This window comes from Lutimaribacter marinistellae, assembly GCF_042648365.1.
In the GTDB taxonomy this organism is placed as follows: Bacteria; Pseudomonadota; Alphaproteobacteria; order Rhodobacterales; family Rhodobacteraceae; genus Lutimaribacter_A; species Lutimaribacter_A marinistellae.
The window spans coordinates 133,839-159,678 of the sequence record NZ_JBHRXI010000048.1; the positions used below are offsets into that span (position 1 = coordinate 133,839).

Below are 25,840 nucleotides of genomic sequence, written 5' to 3' on the forward strand. Positions count from 1 at the left end.
TGTCTGTGCCGGCCCCGCCATCGCGCAGCAGGTCGCTGTCGGTGCCGTTCACGCTGCCATCGGCGTTGATGTCTCCCGCCGCACCCAGAACGAGGTCGAATTCCGACCCGCCAGACAGCGCGATCGTGTAAAGACCCGGCGCCTCGAACCGGTAGAGCGCGACCGTCTTGCCGCCGGTTCGCTGAAGGCTCAACAACCGGCCCCCATCGATTTCGGGCGTCGTCTCCTCCGACGAGGTCTCGACACGGATAACCGGGCCGTTGCCGCCCGCACCGGTCACAAGATCACTCTCGCGGATCGTCAGCGTATAGAATTGCGTCCCGCCCGAGGCATCGCCTGCGATCACACGCCCGGTGAACTGGCTGATACCGCCGAGATCCTCATTGAGCGGGGTTTCGACGATGCCGCCATCGCCATCATAGACGATCACGCGCGGGGTGCCCGATCCGCCCGTCGTGACGTTCAGCCGCCCGTCTTCGTCATAGCCGAACCGCCCGCCAGAGCCGTCTTCGAGGGCGCGATAACGCGTCAGCTGTCCCTGGTCGTCATAGCTGTAAACCGTGGCCTTGCCATCCGGGGTCGTCACCCGAACGATCCGCCCATCCGCATCGCGCAGGAAATTGAGCACCGCGCCGTTATCGGCCGTGATGCCGCTGTCGCCTACGAACAGGCGGACACCGTCCTTGTGGATTTCCTGAACCCGACCATCGCTCGCGACGGCATATGCCGTGTCATCCGGCCCCATCAACAGGAAGGGCTGCGCGCCCCCGACGAAGGGATCCGTCGGGTTGTAGGCCAGCCCGTCATCGGCGGTAAAGAACCGCCCGCCGGACTTGCGCAACAACATGTCCGCCGATTGCAGGATCCACCCGGCATCGCCATCGGCCGTCCAGCCTGCGCGCCAGAAACTGCGCCCGCCGATCTTTTCTTCGACAGGTGTGAAGGTAAAGCCGATCCGCTCGCCCGTCGGCGTCGTCAGGTACAGCCGGGCCTCTTCGGCCAGCGCCGCATAAAGGCCGAATGCCTCGCGCCCGGTGGGTTCGGTGCTCAGCGCGATGTCGAGGTCGAAGCCCGCCGACCAGCTGCCGAAATCGCGGTCCGCGCCGGTCAGGCTGTCGAACCGGCGGGTCAGCGAGAAGGGTACACCGCCCAGGTCGGTTTCGACATCCGTTTCCACTGCAGTGAAGCGCCCGGCCTTCTCGGTCCCGTTCACCTCGATGCGGACGTCCTTGACCGAGTAGCGGCTGCCGATATCTGCCGCCGTCAGCCGTAGGGAATAGAATCCGTTCAGCAGACCTCCGGTGTCGAGCGTTGCCAGCAGCCCGCCGATTGGCTCTTCGCCCGATGCCAGCTCGCGGATAAGGCGCGATCCGTCCGCGCTGCGCAGTTCCAGCTTCCAGAAGTCCAGATTGATGTCTTCGACCATGCCGCCGATATCGACCTTGCCATCAAGCTGGTAGAGGTTCAGACCCTCGCCCATGAAGATGACCGGCGCGCTGCGGTCCTCGGGGTCGCGCACCTTCAGGTCCAGGATCTGCTGGCCGATATTGCCATCGGCATCCTGCGCATAGCCCGCCAGTTCGATCTTGCCGGTGCGCGTCGGTGTCAGCAGGGTGCGCCCGAACGCGTCCAGCGTCAGCTCATTCCCATCGGCATAAAGCGAGATGCCGGTGATGTCCGACAGGCTGTCGGCCACGACCTGTACCAGGACCTGCTGGCCCGGAACGGCCGGGAAGCTCGGCGTAAGCTCGATGCGCACCACAGGCTCTTCGGGCTCCAGCGTCGCGCGCATGACGATGGTCTGGCGCGTCCGGTCCTTGCCGTCATCGGCGATGAAGGTGACGTAGTAATCGCCTTCCTGGCCGGGGCCCGGCGTCCACGTGACCTCGCCGCTAGCCGCGTCCAGCGTCGCCCCTTCGGGCAGGTCCAGCGCCGAGAAGGTGAGCGGGTTGCCATCGTGGTCGGACGCTTCGAGGGCAAAGCTCTTTTCCTCGCCGATCAGGAAGACGCGATCGGACACTTCCATCACCGGCGCGCGATTCACATCGGCGATGATGATATCCACGGCATAGCGTGCTTCGGCGCCGCTCGGGTCCTGCGCGCCGAACACGACCGTGTAGGTGCCGCTCTGTTCGTATTGCGGAATCCAGCTGAACTCCCCGCGCTGCTCCGAGAAGGCCGCGCCATCGGGCAAGCCCGATATCACGCTCAGCTTCAGGTCGTCGCCATCGGGGTCGTCAACCACCACCGTAAAGCGGATCTCGGCCCGGTCGCGGCCCAGCTGTGCGGTCATGGGAACGAACACAGGCTCGCGATTGGCCTCGCCGATCTGTATCGTGACGTCTTCGCTGCTTTCGCTATGCCCGTCCGATACGGTGACACCGACTGTGAACGTACCGGCCTGAACCGGCGACGGCGTCCAGTCGAACTGTCCCGTCGACCGGTCAAAGGTCGCCCCCTTGGGCAGATCCGTGACCGCGTAGGTCAGTGCGTCCCCATCGGGGTCCGTGGCGCCGAATCTATGGGAAAGCGCGACGTTCTCTGTTCCCTCCAGCAGGCCGATCGGGTTCAGGATCGGGGCGCTGTTGGCGCGCCGGACCGTAACACCGAACAACAGGTCCGTCGTTGCCGGATCGGTCAGCCCGTCCGCGCCGGTGTCGGTGGCCGAAACCTTGGCCGTGTAGCTGCCGATATCGGCTGCGGTGGGTGTCCAGGTCAGCAGCGCACGGCCATAGATCAGCGGATCCATCGCCAGGACCGCACCGGCGGGCAGATCGTCCAGCGCAAAGGTCAGATCGTCCTGGTCGAGGTCGCCGGCGTTGAGCTCCAGGGACAGCTCTTCGCCGACCACGGCGACCACGTCGGACTGATAGACGAATTGCGGCGGTTCGTTATCGCTCTGCACGTCGATCACGAAGGTATGCAGCGCGCCACGCCGCGTGCCCTGTTCGCCGCCATCGTCATAGGCCACCATCGTCACGGCGTGCTCGCCGCGATCGCCCACGCCGGGTGCAAGGCGGATCACGCCGCTGCCATCGCCATTGTCGGTAAAGGTGATGAAGCCCGGCAGCGGAATGCCCGGTTGCTCGTTGATGAGCATCAGCTCGATCGGGTCGCCATCCGGGTCGATGGCCGAAACCGGGATCTCCTGCACGGCATCGCGCGCAATCGAAACGTTCGTCAATTCCGACAGGACCGGCGGCAGGTTGAGGTCGAGCACCTTGATCCTAGCCGTTTCCTCGACCGAGATCGGCTCGCCGCTTTCGGCGCCGTCATCGGTGGCACGGAAGGTGATCTCGTATTCGCCGGCCTGGTCGGCACCCGGAACCCAGAACAGCTCCCAAGTATCACTGTCGAAGGTCGCACCGGCCGGCAGGTCACCAACGATCTCGATCGAGACCGTCTTGGGCAGATCGCCAAGCTCGTGGAACACGCCGTCCACATCACGATACCCGGGCTCGTAGAACGGGTTGTCAGGATCCTTGGCAAAGGCGCGCAGAACGAAGTTCTGGCCCTCGTAGATCTGCAGCCCGTCGAAATTGTCAAAGATCGGCGCGCCGTTTCCGGGCGTGACCTCGATCTCCATCGCGGCCACGGCAATGCCGTTGCCGTCGGAAACGGCAAAGGTGATCTCGTAGGTGTCGGCCTGGGTGTAGCCGGGCGTCCACTCGAATTCGCCGGTCGCGGCATTCAACGTCGCACCGAAGGGCAGGGTGCCGTTGACGACACCGAACGACAGCGGCGTGCCGGGCTCTGCCTCGGCCTGCAGGTTGAACCGGATCCGGTCGCCTTCGGCCGCGGTCATCTTCCCGGGCGTGCGCAGCGTTACAGGGCGCGCGGCCTCCGAGATCAGCAGGGTCACGTTGGTCGCGATCTCGCGCAGCCCGTCAGAGGCGCGTACCGTCAAGGTGTAGGTCCCGGCCTGTTCGTAACCCACCTGCCAGGACAGCGCCCTGCGCTCGGGGTCATACACGGCACCTTCGGGCAGGTTGTCGACCCAGATCACCACCTCGTCGCCATCGACATCGGCGGCGACGACCTCGAACTCGACCAGTTCGCCTTCGGCGGCGCGGATCTCTGTCGGCACGGACAGGAATTCGGGCGCCTGGTTGCCGCCCGCGACGGACAGGACAAACCGCTGTACCGTCACGGCCCCGCGCGCATCGAACACCTGCACCGTCACCGGTGCCTCCGCGTTGGCGGTCTCATCCGGCATCCATGTCAATTCGCCGGTCTCGGCGTCGATCTCCATGCCCGCAGGCGCGTCCAGCAGATGATAGATCAGGCTGTCGCCATCCGGGTCCTCGGCCGTCACGGTAAAGGCAAACGCCTCGCCCACGGCTGCCGTTTCAGGCGGTGTCGAGGTCAGGACAGGCGCGCGGTTCGGCCCGGTCGAGGCCGCAACCCCGGCCGAGAACTGAACCCGCTGGCGGTCGGGCGTGACGATGGCGACCGTCTGGCCACTTGTCGTTGCCCCGGCTTCCAGCCTGCCGCCCTCTGGCAGGCTGGCGGACAGGTCGATCATCCACACGCCCTGATCGGTCTGCCCCGTCGCATCGCCCGGAACACCGGAATAGCCCCGCTTCGGATCAAGCAGCAGCAGTACCGGCAGCACGATGTCGCCATCGCCGATATTGGTTACCTGAACGTCATAGGACACTGTGCCCAGCGATCGGTCGTAACGCGTCGCGCCGAACTCGACAGCGATCTGCGCCGACAGGTCCTGGATCGCGCGGAACTCGGTCACGTAGTCGGTACCCATGCGCAGGCCCTGCGTCGAGGTCACCTCGCCCGAGACGGTCAGAGTATAGGTGTCGTCGGTGAGGTTGGCGACCTTGATCAGCACCAGCCGGTTGACCGCGTCATAGACGATCGCGTTGGGCGTGACCTCGGTCCCGTCCGAACTGGCAATCGTGTAATTCGCGGCATTCGCGACCGATGCGGTCGAGGTCGGGTCGCCCGCGAACATGTCCTGGTCGAACCGCACGGTCAGCACGCTCAAAGGCAGCGGCACCACGGCATCCTGCGGCGGGTTGGTCGCAACCACGATCGGCGAATAGGCCGGGCTGACCACGTCCACCTGGTTCGACTGGCTGATCAGAACGCGCCCGTCCGAGGTGGTCGCCACCACGTCGCCGCGCGTTCCGGCCCTGGCGACCTCGATGCGTTGCAAGGTTTCCAGGTCGACCATGGTCAGGGCCGAACCTTCGGCGACTTCGCCGGTATCGGAAACAGCACCGGTATTGGCAGAGACGAACAGCAGGTCTTCCAGCGCCGTCCCCTCACGGCCAAAGGCGATGGAATCCACCTGGCTGTCGAATTCCAGAACGATTTCGGCGCGCTGCCGTTCGGTGAACTTGACCACTTGGCTGCGATCCGGCCAGGTCACGGCCCAGAGCGTGCCCAGATCGTCGAAGGCAAGCGAGCCGACACGCAGATTCTCGTCCCGGCTCCACTGGCTGAACATCTCGCTCTCGGGGTCGAAGACCAGGATGCCGGAATTTGCGCCGACATAGATAAGGCCCGTCTCCTTGTCGATGGCCAGGCCCATCGTCAGCCCCTGGCCAAAGCGCTTGACCACGCCGCCCGTCTCGGGATCGAGCCGCAGCAGCGAGCCGCCCCCCGTCGTGGCCCAGACCGCGCCATCGGCGTCCTCGGCCAGGTTGAAAACAGGCTCATCCAGCTGGATCAACAGCGATGTGCCGTCGGCAGTCCCGCCTTCCGCGTCAAAGGTGAAGATTTCGCCACGGTTCAATCCGCCCGAAATCCAGATATCGCCATTCGCCCGCTCGAGGATGGCCATCGGCCCGATAACCCCGTCCTGCGACTGCTGGAATCCGGTCGCAAAGGCATTGCCAAGGAACGGGTTCAGGATCGTGTCGAACTCGGGCAGGTCCACGACCGGTGCGGCGGCGGGGATATTCTCGCTGGCGCGAATGAACAGGTCATTCGTCGATGGCGTGTCGACCGGCTCGGGCGCGCGGCCAAAATTCGGGGCGGTGGTCGCATCGACCGTTTCCGGCGCACCCAGGTTCACAGGCTGGCCATCCGCGGTCACGGCCGAGCCGTCCGAAGGCGTCTCGCGGTTGCCCGCTATGTCCGTGGCCAGGGCGAGGAATTCGTAATCCTTGCCGGCATCGCCTTCGAAGATCATCGAGCCGCTGGCCTGCTCAAGCCGCCGCTGCCAGATGCGGAAATCGCCGCCATCCTCGGCAATGTAGAGCGTGACATGTCGCACGCCCGACCCGCCCGGATCATCGACCGCATCCCACGAGACATCGAAACTGTCGGTCCCGTCGATCTTGGAGACCTCGATGGTCGTGCGCGGTGCGCTGCCATCGACCACCTGGACCAACTCCCCGGTATCTTCTGGCGCGGCGGTGTCGAACAGCACCCGCGCCGACGAGGTGATGCGCGAGCCGGTGTCGACGTCATCCGCCGCCTGAACCGTCCAGGTGACGAATCCCGCGCCCTTGCCGCCCTCGGTATTGGGCGGCAACAGGCCACGTGTCGTGCTCTGGATCTTTTCGCCGGTCAGCGGGTCGATCGCCTGGATCACCCAGCGCGCCGTGGCAGGATCCTGGAACAGGTCGACACCCGCGCTGATCCGCACGATGAAGCCCAGCGTATCCGAGAAATCGATCTCGTCTTGGTAGAACCACCGGTCATCCGGCACATCGATGGTGATTTCTCCGATCCGGATGTCCCCGAGGCGGAAGCTCCGCGGGTCGAGATCGTTGTCCAGCTGCGTGACCACCTCGATCTGGTTGGCAAAGGTCGACGAGGCGGGATCGTTCTCGAACTTGACGGTGAACGGCAGATCTTCGGAGGCCGGCAACCAGCCCTCGGTTTCCAGCGTCTGCGGACCGCTGATCGCTGCCAGCGCGCCGGTATTGGCCGGGTCCGCAAAGTAATCCGAGAAATCGAGAATCTCGAACTCGTCGCCATCGACGGTGGCAGGGCTCTGGTTCATGAAATCGACCGGCAGAGCCTGGCCGCGATCCTCGAACGGTACCCAGGGCGAATAGATGCGCACCGCTTCGAAATGGGTCTGGTTGGTCAGGCCCATGTCGTAATCGACGAATTCGGGAAGGGCCGGCACCGGGATCTCGCCGCTGTAACAGTCGCTTTCGCGCGGATCCCAATACTCGATCTCGGCCATCAGGTTCTCGTCATGGCCATAGAACGTGCGAAGCTGCTCGAAGAAGCCCAGGATATCGCCGTCCGAGCGGATATCCTGCCCCGCCGGGCCGAACAGGATGCCCGAGGCCAGCGTCGCCATCAGCGACAGGATCTCCTGGCGCTCGCGGATTGGCGGAATGTCGGCCTCCTCCCGCAGGATTCCCGCCTGTTCCAGCCCAGCCAGGTAGAAGTTCACCCACAAATCCGGGTCGGCAACGATGGCAACCAGCGGGGCAGGTGCCTCGTCCGCGGCAAGGATCGTGTCGCGCAATTCCAGCGCGATATCGGTCTGATGCGCCACGAACTCGTCGCGCGTCATCGAGGTCGAGGTGGCATAGATGTGGAAACGGAACGGGATAAAGGGAATCTCGCACTCGCCCGGCTTGGCGGTGTTCTTGTTGTACAGCTCCTCGAAGGGGAAGGCCGCCATGGCTGCACCCAGCTGCGGGCTGGCCTCTGCCGCCTTTTCCACGACTTTGTCGTACCAGTCGCCGATCGCACCCTGTCCGCCTTCCTCAAGGATCTCGTCGAGGTCGGGCAGGACCGAGGACATGCGCGCCCGGAACGCCTCGAACGCTTCGTCATGCAACGCCTGAAGACCCGGATAGGCCGCGACGTTGAAGGTGAAGCCGGCAAACCCGTCGGCGGGCAGATCGTAAAGGAAACCGCGCGTGGCAAGCTGGCCGTCGCGGTTGACGATGCTTTCAAGCCCCGCCCAGAAGATATCCTCGTTCGGCGTGCCCTCGGCCCCGTCCGGCTCGCCCCGGACATTGGTGAAGAAGTCGAGGAAAGGCAGGCCGTACACGTACGGGTTGAAGTGCAGCTCGGGCACCCCAACCTCGAAATAGGTATAGGGCGCGTCGAGGTTGTTGAGGTTCTGCAGGGCCACCGAATATGTCTCGGTCTCGCCCGGCAGCACCACGCGGCTGCCGCCGATGCCGATGGTCACGTCGCCCTCGATCCCGCGCTCCACAAGGAAGCGGTAAGGTGCCAGCGCCTGCGCGCCGGACGGGTTGGTCACGATGACGTCGTACAGGCCCAGCGGGGCATCCGTAAGGTCGAAGGTCGCGATGATCTCGCTGGAATCGACCACCCGGTAATTGACCGGCGCGTATTCCGCGATGTTGGGCCGGACCAGCTTGACCGTGGCGCTTTCGGCGAATTGCGCCCCGGAAATTCGCGTGGTCACGAAGCTGGACGCACCGCCGCGATCCGTCTGCACGTCGGTGATGACCAACGGCAGCAACTCGGCAAGGATGGTCAACTCGGTTCCGTCCTCGGGGCCCGAGAAATTGCGCACCGAGATATAGTAGGTTCCCGGTTCGGTCGATGGCACCAGCGCCACCAGATCGCTTGACAGCGGCCCTTCATAAGTCGCGTCAAAGGCATTCGCCGTGGGCAGCGCGTCATGGCGGATGAAGATTTCGTTGAGCGCCTGTTCCTCGGACGAGATCACGGTGACCCGCAGCGTTTCTTCCGGCGGGACGGTGATGCGATAAAGCCGTTCGGCCCCGTTTTCGACCGACACGGTCGTGGGCGTCGCGATCAGAAGCTCGGGAACCGTGGTTTCCAGCGTATCCGACGACGCCGTGGTGTTGTTGGCCTCGTTCACACCCTCGTGGATCTGGTTGAAGATATCCGTGCGCACGATTACGCGATAGCCACCCGGCGTTGCCGCCGGCATCGTGGTTTCCAGCGTGACGGTCCGGCTTTCGCCTGGCGCCAACGGCCCCGAGCTCTGCACCCGTCCGATGGGGCGGTCCTTGATGTCCCAGATCCCGTCGGTCGACAGGAACGCGGTATCCGACCACGACCCCTCGGCGATCACGTCGTCGGACTGGTTGGTGACGGTCCAGCTGATGGTGATCGGCTCACCCGCCTCGGCATCGGCGGGGATCGAGATGTCGGTAACCTCCAGGTCCGTCGGCGGCGGCAGTTCGATGATCATCGGCACGGCCGAGCGTGCGTCGTTGTTGGCATCGTCCAGTTCGAAAACCGTGCCACGATTGCCGCTGCGTGACGGATCGGTGACGACAAAGACGTAATACGCCTCGGTCGGCATGTCGGTGGGCACGGTAAAGCTTTGCGAGACCTCGTAGCTCTCGCCGGCCTCCAACCCGCCGCCGTGGCGGATAGTGCCGATGAACCGGTCCGACCGGATATCGAGCAGCGCATCGCGGCTGAGATAGATCAGATCGTCCCACGCCGCCTGCTGGAAGGGGACCGGACCGCCCTCGTTGGTGACGGTATAGCTCAGGTCGAATTGCTGGCCGCGCACGGCCCGCTCGCTCGCGTCGAGTTGCGTGACCTTCAGATCGGGCGCGACATAGGGGCCGATCGTCACCGCCTCGAAGGTGGTGTTGTTGCCCTCGCCCTGGAACTCTCGCACCACGCCGGTAGAGCTGCCATTCAGCCCCGGCAGGCGCGGAGAGATCGTCGAGCGCGACCGCGAACTGTCGGACAGGTCCGCATCTGCAACGGCCAGGATGTGGAAATCCCCCTCGATCTCGAAGGGCAGGGTGACCGTTACCGTCGAGGTATAGCTTTCGCCGGGATCCAGCGCGCCCACATGACGGTTCTCGGCCCGGATCTCGCGCGAGCCTTCCTCGCGCCGCAGCAGGAAATCGCCCACGTCCAGCGAATTGTCGAGCGAAAGGTAGACCCGGTCGGTCCAGACCTCCTGCCGCGTGGTGCGGTTGCCGACATTGGTGACCTCGAAGCTGATATCGATGGTCTGGCCCGCCGCCAGTGTCTCGGGGATGTCCAGCGCGGTAACCTGCAGATCGGGTTCGCGGTAGGTGACATCGAAACTGCCCCGCAGCATCGTGCCTTCGGGATGTTCGAACGCGTTAGGGGTAAAGGTTCCCGCGGTCCGGTCATTGACGCCACCGGTATAGGGCCAGGGCCGCTCGAACTCCTGCAGGCGCAGTCCGGTATTGGTAAAGACGTAGACGTAGAACGGCCCTTCGATACCCGGCGGCAGAACCCCCTCGACCGTCCTTGTATAGCTTTCGCCGGCGTCCAGCCCGTCGGAATTCGCGATTGTCAGCGACTTCAGCATAGTCGCACGATCACGGATGAAGGTCGGATCGGCAGAGATCCAGACCTCGTCGCGCCAGTATCGCGTCTCCTCCCAGATCTTGGCGTCGCTGTCGTTTTCGACGGTATAGCTGAAGGCCACCTTCTCACCCGAGAACGCCTCGGCCGGCGGAACGACCTCGATCACGCGCAGGTTCGGGATCGGGCTGTCGACCTTCGTGGTCGCGACATCGGCATTGTCGTCGGTGTTGGGGTCGCCCGATTGCGCCACGACCGCATGCAGATAGGCCGCGTCGATACCGGGGGCGAGCTTCATCTTCTGGGTCAGCGTCACGCTGCCGCCAATGCCGATCGTGCCCAGGTCGAACCGGCCGAGGCTCCAGCGCTCCTGGCCAGACGCGTTCAGGCTGGGGGTCGAGGTCAGCGTCAGCGTCACGTTTCCGCCGGACGCTTCCTTGTCACCGGTATTGGCAACCGTATAGGTCACCTCGAATTCGTTTTCACCCGTGACGCCGCCCTTGGCCTCGGGGGTCACGGCGTCGATCGTGATGTTCAGGTCGGGCCGCGTCAGGTCGGGCGGGTCGCCGATCACGTTGAACACGGGCGGCTGACCGATCACCTCGCCGCCGCCGGCCTTGTAGTTGTTGGAGTTGAGCTCGGTAGGGTCGTCCTCGTTCACGTTGACGGCCAGCGTATCCTCGAGCAGCGTGCCATATGGATCGACCCAGGGCGTCAGGTAGTAATTGCCCGATCGCACGCTGTCGGGCAGCGTGACCGAGACGGTCCGGTCATATCCTTCACCCACGTCGAGGATGCCATCGGCGTACTGGATCGTGGTCAGCAATATGTCGCCCTGTCCCGGATGCGGGCGGTTCTTGTCGATGGTCAGCCAGATCTGTTCGGCCCAGTTGCCCAGGTCCGTCGCCCCCGCACCGCGGTTGGTGACGGTATAGGTCAGCGAGACCTCGTTGCCTTCAAAGGCCTGCGTCGGCGTTACGACGTCATGCACCACCAGGTCGGCGAACGGGATCGGGTCGACGAAAATCTTGTGAACGCCAAGGTTGTTGCCGTCATTGGGCCATTCCTCGACCGCGTTGCCGCTGTCGGTCTCGACCAGCAGGTAGACATCGCCCCGGAAGCGCATCGGGATCTGGAAGAACACCTCCTGGCTGAGATATTGCTCGCCGGTGTCCAGCGCAGCCTCGTTCGAGTAGCTGCCAAGCCGGATGTCGTCAAAGGTGACCTTGTCATCAAGCGACAGGTAAACGCTGTCGGTCCAGTTCGGCACCTTGGTCGCCACCGGGCCCTGATTGATCACCGTCCAGCGCAGCGATCCGGTTCCACCGGCGGTAAAGCTGTCATTCGTCTGGAAATCGGAAACCTGCAGGTCCGGCCGCGGCAGCCGCGAAACAAGGATCTGCGTGTCCGCCGCGCTTTCGTTGTCGCCCTCGTCATTATGTTCGTAGACCGTGTTTCCGTAATCGGTGATCACGATCAGGTCGTAACGGTCGTTGGTCTGGGCGGGCAGGATGATCTGTTCCCGGCGCGTGTAGGTCGTGTTGGCCTGAAGCGGTCCATCGTAATCGTAGGCGCCGATCAGGATGTCGTTGCCGCTGCCATCGGACTTGCGCAGCACCAGCCGGTCGGTCCACGTCCCCTCTGCCGGGCCGGTTCCGTCGTTGCGCACCGTCCAGGTGACATCGATGGGCGATCCTTCGGGCGCAGTCTCGGGGGCGGTGATGTCGGTGACGATCAGGTTGGGCGGCGGCGTCAGCATGACGTCCACTTCTCCCGATGCGCCCGCGTTCCCCTCGTCGGTGAACACGAACTCGTATGGCGCGCTGTTGGGGCCGGTCGACGATCCGCCGGGCACCTCGACAAAGAAATAGGCCGGACCTTCCCAGCCGTCCGGCAACCGGATCAGCGCCTCACGGGTGTATTCCGCCTCGGGCGCAAGGAAACCCAGTTGCTCGAACCGGCCCACGTAGACGCGGTCTGTTCCCTCGGCATTGTCGGCGATATAGACGCGGTCGCTCCACCGGCTGGTCTGGGTCAGGCCGATCCCGTCATTCCTGACCGTCCAGCGCACCAGCACGTCGTCACCCGAATTCGCGGTCTCGGGCGCGACCACCTCCTGCACCACCAGATCGGCATAGGGAATGGGCGCCACGTCGAAGAAGCCTTCGAGTGCAAGGCGGTTATCCGCCTCCTGGCCGTTCTCGAACACAACGTCATCCGCATCGGTGACCACGAAAAGCGTGAAACGACCATTGAGTGCAGGCGGCAGGAAAAAGCTTTCTTCGCGGTCATAGGTCGCGCCGACATCAAGTCCGCCAGTATGGTCGAAGGCCGCCAGTTCGATGTCATCGTCATTGCCCAGCTCGTCATCGGCCGAGATGATGATGCGATCGGTCCAGCCATCCGTGATGCCGCGCCCGGTGCCGGTATTCTCGACCGTCCAGCCCACGGTGACAAAGCCCGGATCGTCCACCGTCAAGTTCGGCGCGGTGACCTGCGTCACCTCCAGGTCCGCATAGGGCGCAAGCGTCACGTCCAGCGCGGCGGCGCCGGTATTGTCTTCTTCGTTGCCGGGCTCGCTGACCGTATTCTCGCGATCCGCCCCCACGAGGATGAACCATGCGCCCGACACCGATATGGGCAGGGTCACATCCGCGAATGCGGCGGCACTTGCCCCGTCTGCCAGCGGTGCAGTCTGCGCCACCTCTCCAAGGAAGATGTCCTGCGCATCGAGCGCGTCGTCGCGGCTCAGCCAGATGCCGTCTGTCCAATCCAGCCGGGCAGGGCCCGCCCCTGTATTGTCGACCTCCCAGGTGACCCGCAGCGTATCGCCCGATTGCGGCGCGGTGTCGTCGAGGGCGACCGTCCCGATCACCAGGTTCGGATGCCGCAGACCCAGCGCCGCGCCCTGTCCGGCGTTGTTGTCCTCGCGCCCGCCCTCGAACAGGTCGCGCCGGGCATCGGCGCGCGCCTCGAACCGGTATTCGCCTTCGCCCACATCCGGCGCGGTGATCTCCAGCGTCACCTCGTAACTGTCGCCGACGGCAAGATCGAATGGCCGTTCCGCTTCGCCCAGCAGGCGGCCCGCGCCCAGACCCGGCCCGACGAGATAGAGCGCATCCCACCACGGGGCACGGGCATCCGCCTCGCCATCGTTGAGGATGGTATAGGTGACCTCCACGACCTCTCCGGGAACCAGCGAGGTCGGACCCTCCACCGACGTCACGCGCAGATCCGCCGAGGGCCCGGCGGCAAGGCCCAGCGTGTCGTCGGATACCTTGATGTTGTTATCCGTCAGGTCGCGCTCATAGACGTCGCCATCGGCATTCGTGTGCACGATGATGTGGAAATCGCCCACGAAGCCGGGCGGCAAGAGGAAGCTGGCCGAACGCGAGTAGCTGGCATCGACCGCCAGTGCAGTGTCGCGGAAGAATTCGCCCAGCAGGAAATCGGAATCGTCGATCGTGTCATCGGCCGACAGGTAGACGCGGTCGACCCACGCTTCGTTCGCCGCGCTGACCGGGTTGGGGCCGAAATTGGCCACCCGCCACGCCACGTCGATTTCTTCGTTGGCAAGGTAAGAACCGGCCGGTGCAACCAGTGCCTGAACCGCCAGATCGGCATAGGGCGAGGACAGCGCGATCTGCCGGTTGTCGACATTGTTGCCGCGCGTGTCGGGTTCGAGCACCGCCGCCTCGGCATCCGTGGCGACAAGGATCTGCACGTCGCCCTCGATACCAAGGGGCAGGGTCACGTCGGTCGTCACGGTGTAAGAGGCATCGACCTCCAGCGCCCCGCTCCGGGCGACGGTGCCGATCAGGACGTCGGTCTCGTCCAGAACCGCATCTTCCGAGATATAGACATGATCGACCCATTCCGAGGCTTCGGTCGTGACCGCGCCACGGTTGACGACGCTCCACGACACGGTGCCCGTCTCGCCGCCGCGCGGGCTGTCCGGCACGCCGGTGATCATGGCCACGAGGTCCGCGTAGGGCCGCGAGGCCGACACGATGTCGATACGCCGGTCGTTGTTGTTTTCGGCCTGGAAAATGGTCAGCCCGTCGCGCGCCTCGTTCAACCCGCTGCGGTTGGCATCGTCGCGATCGGCGATCACCGTGATCCGCAGGTTGCCGACACCGGCCGCGCCATGCGGCAGGTCAAAGGCCATCGTTCGCGTATCGCTCTCGCCTGGGTCGATCCGCAAACCGTCGGCACCCACCGTGACATCGTGGAGCAAGGCGCCCGTGTCGAGATTGGTGATGATGACCCTGTCGGTCCAGTCTCCCGGCGTCGCGGCCGCGCCCTCGTTGGCTATGGTCCAGCTCACCGTCAACGAGCTGCCGGCGGCGGGTTCTTCCTCGGCGACCGAAATCTCCGAGATCACGAGGTCGGGGGCCGAGGCGACCCGCGTGGTCGTGTCGTTGTTGGACTCGCCCGTGTCGTCCTCGTTCGCTTCCGACACCTCGTCCAGCGCGTCAACGATGATGCGGAAATCGAACAGGCCGGTGCCGTCGATCCCCTCGGGCCAGCCGAACTCCACGCTGCGTGCAAGCGTGTCCCCGGCGTCAAGCGTGGTGTCGCCCGGCGCGCGCAGGTCCTGGTTCAGGACAACGCGGTTGGTGTTGCGGTTGGTGACGATCAACCGCTCGGTCCATGCGCCATTAGCGGCCTTGCCGCCCTCGTTGGCAAGCGTGTAATCCACCGTGACCGTGTCGCCGCCTTCCCAACCCGAGGCCGGAGAGATCGACACGTCGCGCGCCAGCAGGTCGGGGCTTGCCGCCAGAACGACCGTCGCGGTCAGGTTCAGGCTGTTGTTGGTCTCGGCATCTCCCGCGTCGTTCTGTTCCTCGACGCTGTTCTCGGTATCGACGCGCAGGGTGACCGACAGATCGCCAACCGCCTGAGAACCTGCCGCAAGGCGAATCTCGGCGCTGCGGGTCAGCGACTCACCGGCCGCGATTTCGCCCGCGGCGCCGACATCATAGGGCACGACGAGATCGGACAGGATCGCGCCGTCGGCGTCACGCACGGTGATGCGGGTGTTGAAGCTGGTCGTCACCGGCAGATCGCCGGCATTGGTCAGCGTCCATTCCAGAGGCATCGTCCCGCCGGTCTCCAGCGGGTCCTCGGTCGCCACGCTGAACGCGCTGGGCACGAGGTCCGGCGCCGGCACGTCTTCGAGCGTCAGGGAAATCGGCGTGCGCAGCGGGTTGGAATAGATGTTGAATGTGAACTCGCGCGCGTCGGGCGCATTCATGAACCCTTCGACCAGCAGCGTGTAGGTCCCGTCGAACGGCATCTCGCGGGTGTCGATATCGCTGGCGTATTCGCTGAACACTTGGTTGCCGAACGGATCGATCAGGCGCCACCAATTGTTGAAGTCGACATCCCCGAAATCAAAGAACAGCCGGTCGCCCGCGCTGGCCTCGAACTTGAACGCCTGGGTCTCGTTGCCCGGTGCCAGCTGGTCGCTGACGGCGGTGCCGATGGTCAACTCGGCGGCCTGCGCCAGGTCGAGCACGCGGAACGAGAAATCGCCGCTCACACCGTTCTGCGGCGCGACGGTAAAGGTATAATCGCCCGGGATCAGCTGGTAGATCGGCGGCGCACTGGGCGCGCTCGATCCATCGGTCTGGGTAAAGGACCGGTCGTCGACCTGGCCGCGCGGGCCGGACAGCATCCAGCGGAAATTGCCGTCATAGGGCGCCAGCGCATCGACATAGATCCGCGTCGCCTCCTCGACGGTGAAGGTAAAGCTGGCGGTTTGGCCCGGCAGCGCGATGTTGCCCGCGGTCAATTCGCCAAAGGTCAACTCCGTCGCAGATCCGGTCAGGGGCACGAGGCGGAAGGAATGCGTGCGCTCGTCGCCCTGGCTGACCTCGCCCTCGATCAGCAGGTAGTGCAGCCCGTCGATGTTCAGCGACAGGCTCTGGATGTCGTTGCGCAGGTTGGCCGAGCCTGCCACCAGCTGCCCGAAACGATCCACGATCTTCCACCGGCCCTGAAGGTCGCCCTCCAGCGCGTCGAGGTAGAAACTGTCGCCCGCCGTGCCGTCGAACCTGAACAGCTGCGAGCTGTTGCCGGGATCAAAGGTCAGGTCCTGCTGCTCCGACAGGGGCAGTTCGGTGGCATTGCCCAGATCGCGCAGGGCAAAAGCAAACGCGCCGGTATTGGCATCGGTCCCGTCAATGGTGACGACGTAATCGCCCGCTCCAAGCGTCAGCACCGCCGCATCGTTACGATAGGTGGAATCGATCGACCGTATGTCGCGCGCATAGATGGTTCCCTGCGGTCCCGACAGGGTAAAGCCCAGCGTCGTATCGTTGGTCAGCGTGTCCAGCAGGACCTGCCGCGCCGCGTCGAGCGTGAAGGTGTACCGCGCCACGTCGCCCGCTGCTTCGATCTCGCCGGTGACGACATTGTCCAGCGTCATCGCGGCCGTCGCCACCTCGGGCACGCTCAGCCCCAGCGTATAGGCTATGGGTTCGGTGGTATCGACCGTGCCCTGAACCAGCAACAGGTACCGTCCCGCGCCGCCCAGCGAAGCGGTTTCGAAATCGGCGTCGAGCCGGTTGCGCTGGGTGACGATCTGACCGTCGGGCGCCACCAGTTTCCAATAGGCCGTCGGACCCGAGGTCAGGGCGGTATCGATGCGCATCAGCGCGTCGCCGCCCGCCCAGTCGAAGGCATAAAGATGCGCGCCGCTTGCCGGATCGAGCGTGGCGGATACCGGCTCTCCCGGCTCCAGCGCGGTGGCCGCATCGGCATCGCGCAGGCCCAGGCTGTAACTGCCGACCGAGTCGTCGCTGGTGTAGACGCTCAGCATGTAGACACCCGCCGGCATCCTCAGCACGGGGTTCGTCGTCAGGTAGTAACCGTCTGATCGGGTAAAGTTGCGCGCCTCGACCCCGATCGGGCCGGTCAGCTCGTAGCGCAGCGCGCCATTGTCGGTCATCGGGTCGAAAACGATCCGCGCGGGCGCGTCCAGCTCGATGCGATAGCGGTCGACGGCCTCGGCTGACGACAGGGTGCCGGTCACGATATCGCCCGGCGCGGCACTCAGCCCACCGGTCAGCGCTGCAGTGGCCAGCGATACGTTGTCGATCAAAAGGCCCATCACCGTGCTGGTGCCGTTCTGCGCCTGGATCGCCAGCCGCCGGTCGGCCAGTTCGACCCCGCCGACAAGGAAATCCTCCAGCAGCACCGTCTCGGTGCCGCCGATGGTCAACGAAACGGTGATGTTGGCCCCGCCGGCAACCCGCGTCGCGGTCATGGACAAGCGGCCCGGCTCGGTGATCAGATCGGCGATGCCGAGACCATGATCGCTCAGCGCGACCTCGGTTTTCTTGCTCCCGAAATGCACCGACAGATGCGGCACCGGCCCGTCGCCGCCATCCTGGTAGAGGTCCAGCGCCACTGCCAGCACGTCGCTGGCATCCGGTTCCAGTCCCAGGAAGGCGATCTCGCCGCCCGCGCCATAGCTGGCAGTCGGCACCAGCAGCATCGAGAATCCGTTGCCCGGATCGCCGACCCCCGGCGCAGTCAGGTCGTAGTCGAAGGCCGCAGTGTAGGCATCGACCTGCCCCTCGACCGTGGTGGAAAAGGCGATGCCTGTGCGGTTGTCCGCCGACAGGATGTCGAGCAGTTGCAGGGCGGTCCCGCCGCCCGTGGCCGTCTCGGCAGGTTCGGTCCCCTGGTAGGTGCTCAGGACATGGCCGATGGACGACCCAGTGCCGAACTCCTCCAGCGTATCCCCCAGCGCGGCGGGGTAGGCGGGGCTGACCAGTTCGAACCGGTAGCCATCATCGGATTCACCGTTCGCGACATTGCCTTCGAGCAACAGGAAATACTGCCCCGCCTCTTTCAGCACAAAGCCCCCGGCATCCTCAAGACGGCGGGCCGAGATCACCTGGTTCCCGTCCGCATCGATCACCCGCCATCCGGTGTCCCGCGCCGGGGTTTCGATCATGTCCATCGAGAACGGCTGGTGCCGCATCCCGTCAAGGCTGAACACCCGCGTGCCCAAGGCCTTGTTCGGCAGGTTCCCGAATACTTCGTCGTTAAAGCCGATATCGCTGGCCGATGCCTCGAGGTCGATCATGCGGAACTCGAACGCGCCGGTCAGGTTGCCATCGCCATAAATGGTCAGCTCGTATGCACCGGCGTCCAGCGACAGCACCGGGTTGGCGGTGAAGCGGGTCGCGTCCGTCTGATCCATTGCCCGCCCTGTGATGATCGCGCCATCGGGGCCGGTCAGCGACCAGCGCAGATCCCGGCTGTAGACCAGGCTGTCCATCACCAGCTTCTTGGCCTCGGTCAGCTCCAGCGAAAAGCGGCGCACCTGCCCGGGATAGTCCAGGTCGGCATTCTGAACGCTGTCCAGCGTCAGCGCGGTGGGTGTCTCGTCCTCGATCTCGTAGACGGCCAGCTCGTAGGCGGCGCGCGTGCCATGCGCGATCTCGCCCTCGACAAGGAAGGTCCAAGTACCTTCGTAGGGCAGGGCGACAACCCGGTCGCCGGGGTTTTCGTACAGATGCACCCGCCCGAACGGATCGATCACGCGCCAGTCCATCCGACCTTGCTCGGAGAGGTTGCGCAGATAGACCTGCGCGTCACCGCCGACGGAGTCAAAGGAGTAGGCCGCCGTGCGGTTCGCGGGCAGCAATTCGCCATCGACAGGGGTGCCCAGTGTCAGCGTCTCGGCCGCGCCCAGATCGAGCAGAACGAGGTTGAACAGCCCCGTCGTGCTGCCATCGCCCTGCACGCGCAAGGTATAGTCGCCCGCGGGCAGGCTCAGTACCGGGTTGCCCGAATTGTCCGCGCGGTTCAGGCCCTGCGACACGATGATGCCCTGCGGTCCGCGCAGGCTGTATTGCAGCCCCGCTGCGGGCGTCAGGCTGTCGACGTAGACGCGCGTCGCCGCGTCGACGGCAAAGCTGTAGTCCAGCCGCTTGCCCACCGCGTCGATCTCGCCGGTGATCCCGCGCGGGATCATGTTGACCCGCATCGCGGATTGGCCATCCGGCCCGGCATCCGGCACGGTGCCATCCTCGGCGACGGCGTCGAGTGGCAGGTACAGCTTCAGGTCGGTCTCGTCACCGGCCAGCGCCGTGTCGTAATCGGCAAGGATCTCGGCGTCGCTGCGTGCCGTCGACCACAGCCGGATCTCGTCGACCGCGCCGTCGAACGCCCCATAGGACGGGTCGATCTCGCGCGACCAGCCGATCCGCACGGGCGCGTCATTGCCCTCGCCAACCGTGGTTCGCATGGACTCGCTCAGTACCAGTTCGCCGTTGAGGTATAGCCGCTGCTGACCGTTGGCCCGGTCGAACACGGTCGCCACATGCGTCCACTCCCCAAGCGGAACGGTGGCGGGGGCCGTCTGCGCGGAATCGCGCCCGCCCCCCAGCGCATCGGTCGATGCATAGATCGAGCCGTTGCTGTGGTACCACAGGTCGAAACCGCGAATGCCGTCATCGCTGGTCTTGGACAGGATCGGCGTCCAGGTGCCCGTGGTGCGGTCGATCCGTATCCACGCTTCGACAGTGGTGTTGCCGGTCAGGTCCAGCTTGGCGTCATGCGCAACCTCGACATATTCCGCGCCGCGCAACCGCAGGCCCATGTCCTGCGCGCCCTCCACCAGAACCGGCGCAGCCTCGGGGTTGTCGCCACCGAGGGTCACGGCGACCTCCTCGGTCGTGATGCGATGCACCTGGAACCGATAGGCGATGTCCTGATGCGGTTCGAGCCCGCGCTGCGACTCCAGCACCAGCGTGTAGCGCCCGGTGAAATGCATCGTGGTCGCCGCGATGTCGGTGGCGCTGAGCGGCCCCAGCACAAGCTGCCCGAACGGGTCGAACAGCCGCCATGCCGAATTGCCCGACCCCTGGTCGATGGACGCCAGATCGACGAGGATCTGCTCACCCGCGGTTACGTCGAATGCAAAGGCGGCCGAGGCCCGGCCTGCCGGAATGGCGCCCGCCACGTCACTGCCATCGGCGTCGATCACCTCGGCATCGCCGAATTGCAGCAGCCGCAGCGCATAGGCCGCCTTGATCGCCGCGTCCGCCCGCACCGTCAGTGTGTACTCCCCGGCAGGCGCTTCGAAACTGTAATTGCCACCGTTGAAATTCGCGCCCGTGGCGTTCAGCGTGCGCGAGATGTTCAACCCGTTGGGTCCGCGCAACTCTGCGCGAATGTCGGCGCGGTTGCCCATGGTGTCCCAGTAGATCCGCTGCGCCTCGTCCAGCGTGAAGCTGTAGACATGCACCTCGCCCGCTGTCTCGATCCGGTCCTTGAACACGCCGGCCATCGGCGCGGCAAGATCCACGACACGACCCGTGCGATCATTGCCCGAGGCATCGGCCAGCACGTCGGAACCCGGCGCCTCGTCCATGGCAAGACGCAGCAGCGGATCGACGGAACTGTTGCCACCACCCGCCAGCGCGGCAGCGTCGTCTGGGCCGAGCGCGCTACCGAACAGGCGGAAATCGCTCATCGCGCCTTCGAAACCGGCCTGTCCGCCGATCTCTCCGCCCAGCGACAGCGGCGTGGTGACCGTCACGCCATCCTGGTCTCGCAGGTCCACCGTACCCGCCAAATCGCCGTTGAGATACAGGTGCAGCTTGTCGGCCGCGCGGTCCACCACGCCCACCGCATGGTTCCAGCTGTCAAAGCGAACCGACCCGCCGGGCGAGTTCACCGCGATCTGCCCGCTGGAATCCGCCGTTGTCAGGTGCAGGTACCCGCTGGAGTTCAACCACAGCGTATATTGCCGGTCATTCGCATTCGCCGTCTCGGCGCGATAGACAAGAGGTTGCCAACTGCGTTGCGGAGCATCCGGTTTGAACCACAGCGAAAAGCTCAGATCGCCGGTCAGGTTCACCGCCGCATCGTCGATTTCGACCCGTTCATAACCGGTGAATCCCTGCGCTGCCCCGCCATCGCGGCCGATCGCACCGCTCAGGCCCGCACGCGCGCCGCTCTCGGCAATGTCCAGCGCGATCTCGTCGGTGACCCGCGGCTGCAGGACAAAGGAGTAGTCGATCGCACCTTCCGTCCCCTCGTAGACCCGGCCCTCGACCAGCAGCGTATAGAGCCCGCTGCGTTTAAGCGTGAAGGCGCCGCTGTCCTGAAAGACGCTGCGCGTGATCTCCTGGTTGCCCGCAGGATCGATCAGCCGCCAATAGGTCGACTGGTTCGCGTTCGCCCGCCGCAATACGTCCAGCACAAAGGTATCGCCCGCCGTGCCGTCGAACGCATAGACATCCGTTTCCCGCTTGGGGTCCAGCGTCGCCTCGACCACCGCGCCCGGGGTCAGCTCGGCCGCATCGGCGAGGTCCTGCACCGCGAAGGAGAACGCCCCGGTGACACCGCCGGTGGAATAGACGGTCACGGTATAGCTGCCCGCCGCGGCGTCCAGAACCGGGTTGCCCGTTCCGAAATCGACACTGTCGGTGCCGTTCATCCGTGTTGTCCGGCTCAGCCCCTCGGGCCCTTCGATCCGTATCCAGAACTGGTCGGTCTCGGTAAAACTGTCGAGGTACAGGCGCGTGTCCTGCCCGACCTCGAAAGTAAAGCGATGCGCCTGACCCGCGCGCGTGATCTCGGCCGTAACCTGCGCGTCGATCTCGATGGCGACCGGGTCGGGATCCTGCGGATCGACCAGCGTGAAGCCATAGCCGATCTCCGAGGCCGGATCCTCGTAGATGCGCCCCTCGATCAGCATGGTGTAGACCCCGCCAAGGGCAAGTTCGCGCGCGCCTTCGCCGCTCAGGCGGCTGGGTCCGGCGATCACCTGTCCCAGCGGGTCGATCAGCCGGTAATAAGCGTTGTAGCGGGCACCGGAATTGGTGACGTCGCCGATCGACATGACCTGCCCGGCATCCACCTCGAAGCGATAGATGTCGGTCTCGGCGCCCGGCGAAAGGGTCCCGCTGACCGCATCGCCGAGGGCGACCGTGTCGGCCGTGGACGCGTCAAGCAGGCGGAGCGCATAGGCCGGGCGGTTCCAGCTGTCGTCGCTGGTGATGGTGATGCGGTACTCGCCGGCGGCCAGCCGCATGAACGGGTTGACGCCGGTATCGACGCTGTCCGCGTCGGTGAGGTGCAGGCTGCGGTCGAACCCGTTCGGGCCGGTGATGCGGACACGTCCATCGTCAGAGCGCGCCAGCACGTCCAGCACAACGTCGGTCGTCGCGTCCAGCGCAAAGGTATAGCTGTCCGAACCATGCGCGGTGGCAATCTCACCCTCGACCGTTTCACCGAGGGTCAGCGGCGTCACCGTATCGACAACCTCGGCCAGCGTGAACCCGTAGGTCAGGGTCGGCGCGGTCTCATAGGTCGCGCCTTCGAACAGCAGGGTATGCGTCCCGTCATGCAGCAACTCCAGCACCGGCGCACTGCGCAACTCGACCGGGCCGTACATGTCGCGCCCGAACGGATCCAGCACGCGCAGAACCGGCAGGTAGCGCGCACTCCCCAGCGTGGTGTCGGTAAAGCTCAGCCGCTGGCCCGCCGTTCCATCGAAACTGTAGACCTGCGTGCTGCGGCCCGGGTCCAGTGTTCCGGTGACCGGGCTGCCCAGGTCGATCCCGGCGGCGTCCGACAGGTCCAGGACCTGGAACGAATAGGCAGACGCCGCCCCGTCATTGATGAAGACGCTCAACTGGTAGGTGCCGGCCGGCAGGTCCAGCGTCGCGTCCTGGAACGCGTCGCGCGCATTGCTCCGGTAGAAGGGACGGTTCTCCACCTCTATCCCGCGCGGTCCCGACAGGGTCCAGAACGGCCAAGGGCTGGCGGAATTCAACTGGTCAAAATAGATCGTGCGCGGCGCATCCAGCGTGAAGGTGTAATTGTCCACGTCGTCGGCCTGGCTGATATTGCCCTCGACGATCGTGCCCAGCTCGATCGCGGTGCCGGTCGGGGCGGGCAGGGTCTCGGTGCGTACCCGCTCCAGCGTGAAACTGCGGGTCACGCTTTGTGACCCGGCGCTGTAGGGATAGCCCTCGACCAGCAGCGTATAGGTCCCCGCGACCCGCAACAGCTGCTCGGTGACGTCCTCGAACTCCTCGTTCAGGAACACCTCGCGCCCGAACGGGTCGATCAGCCTGCCATAGGCGCCATCCTCGCTTGCCAGCGAGATCACGTCGCCGCCCGTCGCCTCGAAGCGGAACAGCCGCGTCTGGCTGCCCGGCGTCAGCGTCGCATCCACCGTGTCGCCATAGTCGATCCCGGTTGCGGCCGCCAGTGTCGCCAACCGGAACGCATACTCCCCCGTGGCCGTACCGGTACCGTCCACGACCAGGCGGTACTCGCCCGCCGGCAGCGACAGCACCGCACCTTCGGCCACGTTATACGCGTCAGACGAACTGAAGGGCCGCGCGCCCGTCTCTGCGCCGCGCGGGCCGAATATCTGCCACGTGACATCGTTGCGATTGGTCGAGATGGAATCGAAATAGATGCGCTGCGTTCCGTCCAGCGTGAAGCTGTAGCCATCCGCCTCGCCGACACTGGACAGCTCGCCCTCGACCAGGGTGTCGAAATCAAGGTCCAGCTCCTGCGCGCTGGGCGGGACGAGTGTCAGCGAAAAATCCAGCGGGTTCGTGTTCCACGGCTCCGCCTCGACCGCGATCAGGTAACGCCCGGCAAGATCGGGCAGGGTCACATCTCTGTCGGGATTGCTGTCGGGGCCGAAAATGCGCCTGCCGGTCGGGTCGAAGATCGACAGCGAGATGCCCGATGGTGTCAATTGCGTCACCAGCGTCTCGCCACCCGCCGCGTCATAGCGGAACAGCCGGCTTTCCAGCGCAGCGCCCGGCACCGCCATCGCCTCGAACCCGTTGGCCGAGCGGTCCTCGGCACTGTCGGGCGTCGCCGCGTCGAACCCCAGCGACAGGGCCAGCCCCTCGGCGCTGCCGATGACCGAGCCGCGCTGGTCGGCGATCTGGTCCGCGCTCAGCGCGCGGTCCCACAGCCGCAACTCGTCCAGCGCGCCTTCCATCCGGTAGCCGTCAGGCGTGCTTCCGATCAGCAGGGGGCCAGTGCTGTGATTGATCTCGGCGGTGTATTCGCGCTCTTCACGCAGCTCACCATTCACATAGATGCGGATCGCCGCGCCGTCATAGGTGGCGGCCACGTGGCTCCAGACCCCCAGCTCCAGCTCTGCCGCCACACGCGATGAGGCGTCAAACCAGTTGTTGAGGTAAAAGGCCACCCCGCTATCGGTCATGTACAGCCCGTAGCCGTCATTGTAGCTGCCGGTGGTCGTCTTGCCCGCAATCAGATCGTAGAAGTCGAACGCATCGGGTCGGATCCACGTCTCCAGCGTCAGCGCCTCGGGGCGCAACGCATCCGCGTCGGGAACCGAGAAATGCGGCGTCGTCTCGGAAAACAGTTGCGCGCGGCCCGGCTCTGAAACCCCCGCGCCCGAGTCGATCCGGGTGCCGAAGATGCCCACGCCCTCATCGCTCAAGGTCCCCGTCGCAGGTTCCGCCAGATCGATCTGTTCGGCATCGCCGGTGGCGATCATGCGGATGCCGTAGGTGCCGACCGTATCATCCTGGCCGCCCACGCTCAGCGTGTAATCCCCGGCGATCAGTTCCAGAAGGCCGCTGCCCGAGTTCGCGTCGATACGGTGCAACTGCCGGTTCTCGAACACCGGCCCGCGCGGCCCCGTCAGGCTGACCGGCAGCGGAACCGTGGTAAGCGAGTCGAACAGGATCGTAACATCCGCGTCGAGCGTGAAGGTCAGCTCATGCCGCTGGCCGGGTTGTTCGATAACGCCGCGGATCAGGTCGTCGACCTCGACGGCGCGCGTCTCGTCCACCACCTGCGAGATGAGAAAGCTGTAATCGCTGTCCGAGCCATTAAAGACGCGCCCCTCCAGCATCAGTGTATAGGTGCCGTCCTTTGGCGCCGCGAACCGCGCGACATCGCCCGATGGGGAAAAGGTGGTCGGCCCGAACACGGTCGCGCCATCGGGATCGACCAGCTGCCACACGGCGGACCCGGCGCTCATGCTGCGCGCGTCAAAGAACAGCTCGGTGCCCGCTGCGGCCTCGAACTGGAACAGGTCCGTCTCGCGGCCGTCTTCGCCCAGCGTGCCAGCGATCAGGCGGTCGGTTTCGATCCTCTCGGCATTGGCCGTGTTCAACAGGCGGAAGGAGTACTCGCCCTGCGCCGCGTCGACACCGTCGATCGCAAGCGTGTAGGTGCCCGCATCCAGCGCGATGATCTCGCCGCCATGATCCGCATCCGACCGTGCCAGCGCGGTGGGGCCGACGATCTCGCCGCCCACACCCTCCAGCGACCAGGTCAGGTCATAGCGTTCGATCAGCGAGTCAAAGACGATCGTGCGCTCTTCGGCCAGCTCGAACGTGTAGAAATCGGTTTCGCCCGGCACTTCGATCTCGCCGGCCACGGGGATCAGGTCGGCAGACAGAAGGATTCGGGGTTCCAGCATTTCAAGGTGCAGGCCGCGGCTCAACAAGGTGTCGCTTCGCAGCTTCGAGCGGCCTTTTGCCTTCATAGAACCGGAACCGCCCGCACGCCCCTCGGCGTCGCGCAGCGGTGTGTCAGGTGCCCCGCTCACCTTCTTCAT

1 protein-coding gene (running past one end of the window) is annotated in these 25,840 nt (G+C 65.2%); it reads right to left on the reverse strand.

From position 1 onward, the window contains the following. On the reverse strand, positions 1–25,840 hold the 5' portion of the coding sequence (locus ACFORG_RS21325; RefSeq protein WP_386737598.1) for a putative Ig domain-containing protein. The gene continues 13,598 nt to the left of window position 1, outside the view; only the first 25,840 of its 39,438 coding nucleotides appear in the window; its start codon is at positions 25,838–25,840; its stop codon lies off the left edge, out of view.